The organism is Arenimonas sp., from assembly GCF_035312645.1.
Taxonomy (GTDB): domain Bacteria; phylum Pseudomonadota; class Gammaproteobacteria; order Xanthomonadales; family Xanthomonadaceae; genus Arenimonas.
Genome location: NZ_DATGBO010000116.1, coordinates 1 through 11,516, shown reverse-complemented (window position 1 = coordinate 11,516; position 11,516 = coordinate 1). Strand labels below are relative to the sequence as shown.

General features: G+C 63.5%; 9 protein-coding genes. 3 read left to right on the top strand and 6 right to left on the bottom strand.

Annotated elements, in window-relative coordinates:
• The 3 genes from VKM35_RS13870 to fusA all read right to left on the bottom strand — a co-directional run.
• A partial coding sequence (locus VKM35_RS13870; RefSeq protein ID WP_414636630.1) for a helix-hairpin-helix domain-containing protein occupies positions 1 to 170 on the bottom strand: 170 nt, incomplete at its 3' end.
• The gene (locus VKM35_RS10705; RefSeq protein WP_324321008.1) at positions 167 to 901 is read right to left on the bottom strand and encodes a hypothetical protein; all 735 of its coding nucleotides are present in this window, start codon (positions 899 to 901) and stop codon (positions 167 to 169) included. The genes VKM35_RS10705 and VKM35_RS13870, both read right to left, overlap by 4 nt.
• 173 nt (positions 902 to 1,074) lie before the next feature.
• Complete coding sequence (fusA, locus tag VKM35_RS10700; RefSeq protein WP_324321007.1) at positions 1,075 to 3,123, bottom strand: elongation factor G; 2,049 nt, start codon at positions 3,121 to 3,123, stop codon at positions 1,075 to 1,077.
• Positions 3,124 to 3,375: 252 nt separating this feature from the next.
• Between fusA and VKM35_RS10695 the strand changes: the two genes are divergently transcribed.
• The 3 genes from VKM35_RS10695 (at position 3,376) to VKM35_RS10685 (ending at position 5,413) form a co-directional block, all read left to right on the top strand.
• A complete protein-coding gene (locus VKM35_RS10695; RefSeq protein WP_324321006.1) occupies positions 3,376 to 3,804 on the top strand; it encodes an OsmC family protein in 429 nt (142 codons plus the stop codon).
• Positions 3,805 to 3,853: 49 nt separating this feature from the next.
• Complete coding sequence (locus VKM35_RS10690; RefSeq protein ID WP_324321005.1) at positions 3,854 to 4,546, top strand: alpha/beta hydrolase; 693 nt, start codon at positions 3,854 to 3,856, stop codon at positions 4,544 to 4,546.
• 63 nt (positions 4,547 to 4,609) lie between these two features.
• Positions 4,610 to 5,413, top strand: coding sequence for a glycine zipper 2TM domain-containing protein (locus VKM35_RS10685; protein WP_324321004.1), 804 nt, complete (start codon positions 4,610 to 4,612; stop codon positions 5,411 to 5,413).
• Between the two features lie 173 nt (positions 5,414 to 5,586).
• Here VKM35_RS10685 and VKM35_RS10680 read toward each other — a convergent pair whose 3' ends face one another.
• Genes VKM35_RS10680 through VKM35_RS10670 form a run of 3 tightly spaced genes read right to left on the bottom strand, consistent with a single transcriptional unit; the run spans position 5,587 to position 11,506 of the window.
• Positions 5,587 to 6,942, bottom strand: coding sequence for a TolC family protein (locus VKM35_RS10680; protein ID WP_324321003.1), 1,356 nt, complete (start codon positions 6,940 to 6,942; stop codon positions 5,587 to 5,589).
• Entirely contained in the window at positions 6,939 to 10,088 is a 3,150-nt protein-coding gene (locus VKM35_RS10675) for a CusA/CzcA family heavy metal efflux RND transporter (protein WP_324321002.1), read from the bottom strand. Before VKM35_RS10675 ends, VKM35_RS10680 begins: the two co-directional genes overlap by 4 nt.
• Positions 10,085 to 11,506, bottom strand: coding sequence for an efflux RND transporter periplasmic adaptor subunit (locus VKM35_RS10670; RefSeq protein WP_324321001.1), 1,422 nt, complete (start codon positions 11,504 to 11,506; stop codon positions 10,085 to 10,087). The genes VKM35_RS10675 and VKM35_RS10670 overlap by 4 nt, the downstream gene beginning before the upstream one ends.
• Between the last annotated feature and the right edge of the window lie 10 nt (positions 11,507 to 11,516).

Here is an 11,516-nt window from a genome sequence, read left to right as displayed (position 1 = left end):
TGGCGCGTACCGGTCAGCGTGTTGAGGCGTGCATAAAGCGCGTACGGATCCTTGCCGATCAGTTGCGCCGGTTGCCTGATGCCGAGCTGGCGCAGGTCCTCGGCCAGCGAGGGGCCGATATTGGGGATGTGCTCAAGTCGGCTGGCGGCGTCGGCGTGTTGCGCTTTCATGGTTTTTTCGTGGGTCCGTCGAGGCCGACGCCGAATTCGCAGATCACCGGTGGATATTTTTTTGCCAGCGCATTCGTCGAGGAATAGGTTTCTTCGCCGGTGGGATAATTCGCGGGTTCGTTGTCGCCGGGGAATTCCGGCGGGCACAGACCGAGTCCGCCGGCGACGAGTTTGCCCTCGAGCTTGCCGCCGCCCCAGCCCTGGATCTGACCACCGTAATCCCAGCCGAAGCCGCTGAACTTGATCGGCTTGCCGTCATTGCGTGCGACCAGTTCCGCCAGCGTCACCCGCATCGCGATGCCGTCGCTGCGTCGCCACTGCGATTCGCTGTCGAGTATGCGCAACAGATCCGGACGCCGCGTGCTGTCGTCGAGATAGACGTAGACGCGCCGCGTCGGATCATCGGGAAACAAAACCCAGCCCGGAAAATCCTCGCCTTCGGCGCCGGGTACCTGGTCTTCGACGACATTCTTCGCACCGAGCCGCTGCCGCAGGCTGGCCAGCGTGTCGTCCTTGTGCACCAGCGCATCGAGCGTGTCGGGCAATGCTTGCTGCGCGTTGGCCGGCGTCGCGACGGGTGCGGCATTCGCGCTGGCGACGACCGCCGCGGGCTGTGCGACGGTGGGCTGTTCCGGCTTGGCCGGTTCTTGCGGAAGCTTGGCCGGCGTGCAGGCGGCGGTGGTGACGGCAAATGCCGCGAGGAAATGAAGACGGAAAGCGTTGCTGCGCATGCGGGATCCCGGTGGTGTGATGATGGTTTCGACGGCACTTCACGAGTGCTCAGAGTCTTGCACGCAGGTTGATCGGGGAGCAGGTCAGCGCGGGCCTCGCACCAGCGCGCCAGGCAGCCGACAGCGAAATTCCACCGCCGGCCATTGCAAGCCATCGCGCCGCATGCGCCGCGTCAATCTTCCTCATGCCGTGGCTTGTAGGCTTCCACCAGTTGCTTTTGCACGTTGCCCGGCACCGGTTCGTAGTGACTGAACTCGAGATCGTAGCGGCCGCGTCCGGCGGTGGCGCCCTTGAGTTCGGCGGCATAGTCGGTGAGTTCCGACAACGGTACCTGCGCGCGGATCAGGATTTCACCATCGCGGACGGAATCGGTGCCATTGATGCGCGCGCGCTTGGAGGCGAGGCCGCCGGTGATGTCGCCCATGTGGCTTTCGGGCGCAGTGATGGTGAGGTCGACGATGGGTTCGAGGATCTGCGGCCGCGCCTTGGTGATCGCGTCGAGGAATGCCTTCTTGCCCGCGGCGACGAACGCGACCTCCTTGGAATCGACGGTGTGGTATTTGCCGTCGTAGACGATCACGCGCACGTCCTGCAGCTGATAGCCCGCGACCGCGCCGCCATGCAGGACCTGGCGCACGCCTTTTTCCACGGCGGGCATGTATTGCCCGGGAATCGTTCCGCCTTTCACCGCATCGACGAACTCGAATCCCGCGCCACGCTCCAGTGGCTCGATCTTCAGGAAAACCTCGCCGAATTGTCCCGCACCACCGGTCTGCTTCTTGTGCCGATGATGGCCCTCGGCCTGCGCGCCGATGGTTTCGCGATAGGCAATGCGCGGCGGTCGCGATTTCACTTCCACGCCGTAGCGATCCTTCATGCGCTCGATCATCACGCGCAGGTGCAATTCGCCCAGACCGCGGATCACCGTCTCGTTGAGTTCGGGATTGTGCTCGACGTGGAAGCCGGGGTCTTCCTCGGCGAGCTTGTGCAACGCTGTCGACAGCTTCTGTTCCTGGCCGCGCGTCGCCGCCTCGATGGCGAGGCCGAACATCGGCTTGGGGAATTCCAGTGGCTCGAGGTGGATCTGGTCCTCGTCGTGGGAATCGTGCAACACCGCATCGAAATGGATCTCGTCGATCTTGGCGACAGCGGCGATGTCGCCGGGGATGGCCGCGTCGATCTCGACGTGGTCCTTGCCCTTGAGCTTGAACAGATGACCGACCTTGAACGGCTTTTTGCCGTCGTCGACGAACAACTGCGTGTCCTTGCGCACCGTGCCCTGGAAGACGCGGAAAACGCTGAGCTTGCCGACGAAAGGATCGTTGACGATCTTGAACACGTCGGCGATCACATGCGCTTTCGCATCCGGTCTGGCGACGATCGCCTGCGCGTCGGCGCCCTGTCCCTTGACGAACGGCGGTGAATTTCCTTCCAGCGGATTCGGAAACAGGCGTTCGGTGAGATCGAGCAATTCCTTGACGCCGGCACCAGTGCGCGCGGACACGAAACAGATCGGCACCAGATGGCCTTCGCGCAGCGATTGTTCGAAGGCGTCGTGCAGTTCGTTGCCGGAAACGCCGGCCTCGCCGCCTTCGAGATAATGATCCATTACGGTTTCATTGACCTCGACCACCTGGTCGATGATCTTCTGGTGACGTTCGGCGACCTTGCCGAGATCGGAATCGCCGGCGGGATTGAAGAAGCAGTCGACCACGGCTTTGCCGCCGTCGGCGGGCAGGTTCATTGGCAGGCATTCATTGCCGAATTCGGCGCGTAATTGTTCGATCAGCGCGAGCAGTTTGTCGGGGTCGGCATCGATCTTGTTGACCACCAGCACGCGGCACAGATTGCGCGCCTTCGCCACTTCCATCATCCGGCGCGTTCCGTATTCGATGCCGAGACTGGCGTTGACCACGACGCAGACCGTTTCCACGGCCGAGAATGCCGATAGCGTCGGGCCGCGGAAATCGGCAAAGCCGGGGGAGTCGATCAGGTTGATGTGCACGCCGGCGTGATCGATCGAGGCGATCGCGGTGTTGAGCGAATGCACGCGGGTTTTTTCCATCGGGTCGAAGTCCGAGACCGTGGTCCCGCGTTCGACACTGCCTGCCGTCTGAATTGCGCCGCCGGCATGCAGCAGGGCTTCGAAAAGCGTTGTTTTGCCGGCGCCGGAGTGGCCTGCGAGGGCCACATTCCTGATTTGTTCCGTTGAATACGACATAACGAGCCTCTCCCTGTTCGGGTGGATGAGGCCGTCATGGTCGTCCGCGTTGGGGAGCGATACCGACCGAGCGGTTCGCTCGGCGGGCGGTCATGGCGGTGTTCCCGGGGTCGCCGGGATGTCTAGCCTCGCTCCGCTGCCCGGTCCGGTCAAGCCGGGGCGTCCTGGCTCTGCAATTCGCTGCGTCGCCATCGCGTACCCATATCTTCGACTCGTCGCATAATGGCCGCCCACCTCGGGCAGGAGAACGTCATGGGCTTCAAGCGTTTTGCGACCGCACATTGGCAGGGCGACCTCAAATCCGGCAAGGGCGCGATGAGCACGCCGCAAAGCGGGTTATTCGCCGAACAGAATTATTCCTTCAACACCCGCTTCGGCGAGGAGAAGGGCACCAATCCCGAGGAGCTGCTCGCCGCCGCGCACGCCGGCTGCTATTCGATGGCCCTGGGTTTCATCCTGCAGAACGCCGGCTTCACTGCCACGCGCATCGACACGCGCGCGGAAGTGCTGATGGAAACCAGTCCCGGCCCACATGCGGTCGGCGTGCATCTGATCGTAAGCGCTACCGTTCCCGGCATCGACGCCGCCGGTTTCGCCGCGATCGCCGACACCGCCAAAGCCAATTGCGTGATCTCCAAGGCGCTCGCGATCCCGGTGACGATGAACGCGACGCTGGTGTGATTGCTTTTTTTCCTGTTGCCGCTGGCAAGTTGCCGGGTCGCAAGCATCGATGAATGCATTGATGATCCATGGCGCCGGTGGCGGCGGCTGGGAATGGAATGTCTGGTCGCGGGTTTTCCGCGCTGCGGGCCTCGCGGTGTCGGCACCGGATCTGCAGCCTGCTGCGAGCGGGTTGGCGAACACGCGGCTCGTCGACTATCTCGCGCAGGTGCGTAGTTCGGCGGTGGCGCTGCCGTCGCCGCGCGTGCTGGTCGGTGCGAGCCTCGGCGGCTTGCTCGCGCTGGCCAATGCCGACATCGCCGACGCTCTGGTGCTGGTCAATCCCTTGCCGCCGTCGCCGTGGTCGGCGCTATTGCCGGTACGCGAAAAATTCCCCGAGGTGATTCCCTGGCGACGCGATGCCTCGTTGGCTGGCACGCGTCGCGCGCTGCCCGATGCCGACGAAGCTGCCTGCCTGTTCGCATTCCGGCACTGGCGCGATGAATCTGGTGCGGTGATAGAGGAGGCCATTGCCGGGGTCGCGGTGGCGCCACCGAGTTGCCCTGTGTTGATGATTGCGTCTGAGCGCGACGACGAGGTTCCTGCTTCAGCATCGGCAGTAGTGGCGCAGGCGGTTTCGGCGGAATTTCTTTTGTTGCCCGGGGCCAGTCATGTTGGTCCGCTATGCGGCCGTGAGGCAGCGGCGGTAGCGTCGCGGGCTGTCGCCTTTCTGAACAATCTGGTCTTGCGCGTCGGGAATTAAGCCGGCGTTGCCATCCGCGTCCGTACTGTTCGCCCGCACCACTCCGGTGCTTGGAGCCAACACATGAACCGCCTCGCTGTCAGCACGCTCGCCTTGGCCCTGGCCGCCGCCTCCGGCACCGCCTTCGCCGATTATCGTGACAACGGCTACGACTCCCGCAACAACGGTTACGACACTTCGGCCAACAACGATGATGGCCCGCGCTACGACGTCGCGCAGGTGACCAGCGTCGACCCGATCATCGAACAAGACCATTCTTCGCAGCATCAGGAATGCTGGAACGAGCCGGCCGCAAACGCCGGCGGCCCGTACGACAATGGCGGTTACAACAACCGCAGCTCGCGTGGTTACAACACGAATGGTTACGACGTGCGCAGCAATGCCTACGGCCAGGGTGGCAACTCCCGCATCAACACCGGCGGCGCCGTGCTCGGTGCGATCATCGGTGGTGCGCTGGGCAACCAGGCGGGTCATGGTGACGGACGCAAGGCCGCGACGGTCGCCGGTGCGGCGATCGGCGCGATGATCGGCAACACCGTCGCCAATCATCGCCAGAACGGTGATGCCCGCTACGGCAACAATTCCGCCTATGGCTACGGCAACAACAATGGTTATGGCAATGGCGGCAACGTCTATGGCGACAACGGTTACGGCAACGGCCAGGCCGGTACCGTCCAGCGTTGCCGCATGGTCAGCGACAACGGCTACAGCAACGGCAACGATCAGCGTGTGATCGGTTACAACGTGACCTATCGCTACGGTGGTCAGACCTATCACACGACCACGGCCTATCACCCCGGCACGACGATGCGCGTCGCCGTCAGCGTGGTGCCACAGGACCAGAGTCACGTGGCCATGGGTTATTGAGTGATCGCGTCAACACGATGAAAAGAGGAAGGGGCCGCAAGGCCCCTTCTTTTTTTCTCGCGAAAATTCGCCTACTCGCGAAAATCGGCAGGGCGCACAAACTCATCGACAGATTGGTAATGAGGTTTAGTAAAGCTGAAGAAGACGGGTCGGCTGTTGCACAGCAAAACGCTTTATGGCGGCGGAGCTGTAATTGCCAACGCAGCCGACCCCGTCGCGCGTTCAAGGGCAACCAGCGCTGCCCACCGCGCCTGCTGCGCGTCGAGCTGCTCCATGACTGAATCCAGTCTTGCGCGACTCGCCCGCAGGTAGCGGGGACGATCGGAGATGCCTTGATCGTAGGCTTGCTGTGCAAGTCGCTCCAGTTGTTGCTGTTGGTAGAGATGATGGTCCGCGTGCCCGACCGCGATATGTGCTGCCATCAAGGTGGCCATCGCGCGCTCGACCTCCAGAGGCACCTGACGTCGCAGCGCCTCCTCCGTGAATTCGGCTTGGGCGATCTGTGCAGCCGCCAGATCACGACGCGCCCTGCCGGTATCGAAGATTGGCAACGCCATCTGGATGCTCAAGCCCTCGAGCGCCAGGCCACCGCTCTCCCTGATACCCGCGGGTCCCAGCGCTGGTTCCGTTGCGCGAAGACCGCCGGTTTGTAGTCGCTGTTCGGCGCGAGCCTGATCCACCGTCGCTGCGGCGGCCTGCAACTCAGGACGGTGTGTCGCCGCCAGTGCTTGCAGAGCGGGCGCATCCAACCCAGGAAATGCAAACGTCGGCAGGGAATCGGGAAGCACCAGCGGAACCGTCGATGACAAGCCCAACTGCTGCGCCAACACCGCGCGTGCTTGGGCTAGTGTCGCTTCCGCGGTTTGCAGTTCATGGGCCCGCATGGATGCGATCGCCTGCTGCTCCAATGTCGCCGCCGCCGACACAGCGCCTTGACTGGCTTGGCGTTGCAGCAGGCGCAGACCTTGGTTGTCGATGGCCCATTGTTCGCGTTGGACTTGAACTTTCGCTTCGGCGATCAAGGTCTCGTAGTACGCCGCCTGGGTATCCTGGGCAATGGCGATCAGCTGCCCGATCACTTCCGCCTCAACACGCCGCTGCGCTGCATCCGCCACATCGATGCGCCGTGAGCGAGTCATCAGATCGAACAGGCTTTGCATCAGGCTGTAGTCGAGTTCAAAGCGACCGCCACCTTCCGGTCGCAACGCCATCAACGACGCCATGGGATTGCGCAGCAATCCGGCTTGTACATGCTCGGCCTGAGCGGTATCCAGGCGCGCCAGTTCGGCGCGTACTCGCGGATTGTTCAGCAGTGCGGTCTGCACGGAGCGATCCACCGTCAGCGGATCGTTGAACCAGGACGCATCCAGATAGTTCTCGCCAGCAGTAGGAAGGCGTGGTGCGCCGATGCTGGCCTGCACCACTGCTGCAGAGACAGTGGTGCGGTCGACACTCGCAGGCGTAGTGACACAGGCCGTCAACACCACAGACAGCGCCATAGCAGCGGTGATGAGAGTTGAACGCTTCATGGCATTTCTCCCCGCGTCGCTGACAGGCGACGACTGAGCCAGAGTTTGTAAACCGCAGGAATCACGATCAGCGACAGCAGCGGCGCGCTGAGCATGCCGCCCAACATCGGCGCGGCGATGCGTTGCATTGTCGCGGCGCCAGCGCCAGAGGCCAGCAAGATCGGCAGCAGGCCAGCGAGGATGGTCACGACCGTCATGACCTTGGGCCTGACTCGCCGAAGCGCGCCTTCGCTCAAGGCGGCATCAAGATCCGCAACGGTTGTCAGCTCGCCGGCGCTGCGAGCGCGCTTCACCGCCGCATCCAGATAGATCAGCATCACCACGCCGAACTCCGCAGCCACGCCTGCCAAGGCGATAAAACCAACCGCGACGGCCACCGAGAAGGCATAGCCAAGCAGCCACAGCAGCCACAGGCCACCCACCAAGGCGAACGGCACGGTCAGCATGATCAAGCTGGCTTCGGCGACACGGCGGAAGGCGGCGAACAACAACCCGAACACGATGACGAGGGTCAGCGGTACTGCCAGGCGCAATCGCTCACCAGCGCGCTGCAAATGCTCGTAGCTGCCGGCCCAATGCCAACTTACGCCCGGGGTGAGCTTGGCCTGTTCGGCTAGCGCTTTTTCAGCACGAGTGATGTAGCCGGCCAAGTCCTGATCGCCGAGATCCACGAAGACGTAGGCGGCGAGTTGCGCGTCCTCGCTACGAATCATCGGCGGGCCGTCGGACAGCGATATCCTGGCCAGCTCTCCGAGCGGCACCTGTGCACCCGACGGCGTCACCACCGGCAAGGCAGCAATCGACTCGGGTGAATCCCGCCAGGAAGACGGCACGCGCAACGCGATCGGATAGCGCTCGCGACCTTCGACGGCGCGACTGATCGCTTCACCACCAATCGCCGATGCCAGCCATTCCTGGGCGTCCTCCATCGACACACCATAGCGGGCGAGCATTTCCCGATCCGGTGTCACATCGATCTGCCGTTCGTCTGCTGCCCGCTCGGCAAAGGCCGATCGCGTTCCAGGCACCTTGGACAATACTGCAGCAATACGCTCGGCGTTCTTGCTGATCGTCGCCAGATCCGGCCCGGTCACGCGCACACCCAATGGCGTGCGGATGCCGCTGACCTGCATGTTGATACGGTTGAGAATCGGCGGCACCCACGCCGCGGTAAGGCCGGGCAGTGCCAGTTTTTGCTGCAGTTCGGCCATCACTTTGTCGCGGGTCATGCCTGGGCGCCATTCCGACTCCGGCTTGAACTGCACCGTGGTTTCCAGCATGGTCAGCGGCGCCGGATCGGTCGCGGTTTCCGCGCGCCCGGCCTTGCCGAATACCGTTGCCACTTCCGGTACCGACTTGATCAGGCGGTCGGTCCGCTGCAATACCGCTTGCGCTTCGCCGGGTGAAAGACCCGGCAACGTGGTGGGCATGTACAGCACGTCGCCTTCTTCAAGCTCGGGCATGAACTCGCTGCCGATCCGGGTGATCGGCCAAAGCGCACTCACCAACCCGAGCATTGCGAATAGCACGATTGTCTTCGGGCGACGCAAGGCGAATGCCAGCACCGGTCGATAGGCATTGACGATCCAACGGGTCAACCGGTATTCCGATTCATCGGCAAATCGCCCGCGAATCCAGTAACCCATCAGCACCGGCACCAGCGTGACCGACAAACCGGCGGCCACTGCCAGTGCCCAGGTCTTGGTCCAGGCCAGCGGCGCGAACATGCGACCTTCCTGCGCCTGCAGCACGAACACCGGCAGGAACGACAAGGCGGTGATCAGCAGCGAGAAGAACAGCGCCGGCCCGACCTCGACCGCGCTGGCGGCAATCACCCGCCAATGGTCCGTGCCCTCGGCCGGATTGCCGTCGTGGGCCTTGGTCCATTCCTCCAGGTGTTTGTGCGCGTTCTCGATCATGACGACGGCGGCATCGACCATGGCGCCAATCGCGATCGCGATGCCACCCAGCGACATGATGTTCGCGTTCAATCCTTGCCAACGCATGATTGCCAGCGCGATCAACACACCCAGCGGCAGGCTGATCACCGCCACCAGCGCCGAGCGCACGTGCCACAGGAATAGCGCGCACACGAGCGACACGAGAAGCAGTTCTTCGATGAGTTTGCCACGCAGATTGCTCACGGCGCGTTCGATCAGGCTCGAGCGGTCGTAGACCGGCACGATCTCGACGCCCGGCGGCAGACTGGCGCGCACGCTATCGAGGCGCGCCTTGACCGCATCGATCACGGCCTTGGCATTCTCGCCATCGCGCATGACGACGATGCCGCCGACAGCCTCGCCCTCGCCGTTGAGTTCGGTGATGCCGTTGCGGGGCACGGGACCGAAGCGCAACTCCGCGACATCGCGCAGCAAGATAGCCTTGCCATTCTTCATCACGCCGGTCGGAACCGCACCCAGCGCATCGAGCGAGCGGATGTAGCCGACGCCGCGCACGATGTATTCGCTCTCGGCCATCTCCAGGCGGGCACCGCTGGTCTCACGGTTGGCGGCGCGGACCGCGGCGATCAGTTGATTGAAGCCGATACCGTAGGCCTGCAATCGCCGTGGATCGACGACGGCCTCGTATTGGCGGACAAAGCCGCCGACGCTAGCCACTTCTGCAACGCCCGGTATGCGCTGTAGCTCGAAACGCAGGCGCCAATCCTGCAATGACCGCAGCTCAGCCAGATCGTGTTGGTGCGTCCGGTCAATCAGCGCGTACTGGTATACCCAGCCCACGCCGGTTGCATCAGGCCCGAGTTGCGGCTCCACACCGGCCGGCAAATCGCTGCGCACCTGCGACAAGTATTCCAATACGCGCGAACGCGCCCAGTACAGATCAGTTCCGTCTTCGAACAGCACGTACACGAACGAATCGCCGTACATCGAAAAGCCGCGGACTGCTTTGGCTTTCGGCACGGCCAGCATCCGCGTGGTGATTGGATAGGTGACCTGGTCTTCGACGATCTGCGGCGCCTGGCCGGCATACGGCGTGCGGATGATCACCTGCACGTCCGACAGATCCGGAATCGCATCCAGCGGCAGTTGCCGTACCGAGATCAGGCTCAGCGCGGCCAGCAACACCGCCAGCGTCAGCACCAGTCCGCGATGGGCCAGCGACGCATGGATCAATCGCTCGATCATGACGATGGTCCGGCCAGTGCAGGCGCAGGTTCGGCGTCCATCTGGCTCAATCCCGATTGCAGGTTGGCTTCGGCGTCGAGCAGGAACTGACCGGACGTCACGACGCGATCGCTGGCCGTCAGGCCAGCAAGGATCTCGACCTCATTGCCGTAGCGTTGACCCAGGGTCACAGGACTCGGTACGAAGCGATTGGTGTCGCGCTGGATGAGTACCCGGTCCCCATGCGCGGTGCGAATCACCGCCGATACCGGAACCACCAGGACATCGGTGCGCGCCTGGCCATCAATCTCCGCATCGAGCACAGAACCCAACGGCAAATCGCTGGCATCACTGATCGGAAACCGTACTGCCAAGGTTTGCGTCACGGCGTCGACGACCGGCACGAGTGTGCCGCTGTCGCTACTCCAACTCCGGCCCGGCAGTCCTGGCATGGTGAAGCGTGCGGTGTAGCGATCGCCGAGCAGGACTTTCTGCGCGGGGAATAGTTGCGCTTCAATCCAGACGGCACTGCGGCCGGAAAAATCGGCGATCAACGAATCGGGCGAGACGCTCGATCCTTCGCGCACACCCAGCTCCGTGACGACCCCGCTGACCGGTGCGCGCAGTGGCAAACGCCGCGACGCCTTGCCGGCGCGGCGAATGGCCTGGATGTCGATGTCGGCGATGCCGAAACGACGCAGACGTTCGGCCGCGGGGCCGGCGGTCTCCGCTCCCAGCAGCAGCTCTTCCTGTGCTTGCACCAACTCGGGGGAATAGATTTCGGCGACGATGCTGCCGGCGGATACGGACTGACCTGCCGCACGAATGTCCAAGCGCTCGATCCAACCACTGACCCGCGACTGCAGGCGCGCTTGGCCGCGTGCGTCTGCGACGACACGCGCAGGCACGCGCACGCTGGGACGAACCTCGCGACGAATGGGCTGCGCGGTGCGGATGCCCAGGCTTTGCACCACGGCCGCATTGACGGCGACGCCGGTCGCGTCATTACCCACTGCCATCTTCGGCACCAGGGCCATATCCATGAAGGGTGATTGGCCCGGTTTGTCGAAATGCACTTCGGGGCGCATCGGGTCGTAGTAGTACAGGACGCGGTGATCATCCTTGGCTGGCGGCGTTTGCGTCGATGGATCGTTGCCTGTCGCCGGCATCGGTGACGCAGCGGCGGGCACCTCCTTTTTCTCCAGCGTCATCCCGCAGATCGGACACACGCCCGGTCCGTGCTGCTGGATGTGCGGGTGCATGGGACAGACGTAGCGGATATTGGTGACTACAGGCGGCGCGTTTGCGGCCGAGACAGCTGGCGTGACGGCTTTGCCCGCCGCAGGTGGCAACTGCGCTTCGCGCTGGCAGGCGATGAGGGGAAACACGAGCAGCAGCGCGGCAAAAGCCCGCGCGGGCATCCGCCCGAAGGCGGTCAACAACAGGGAT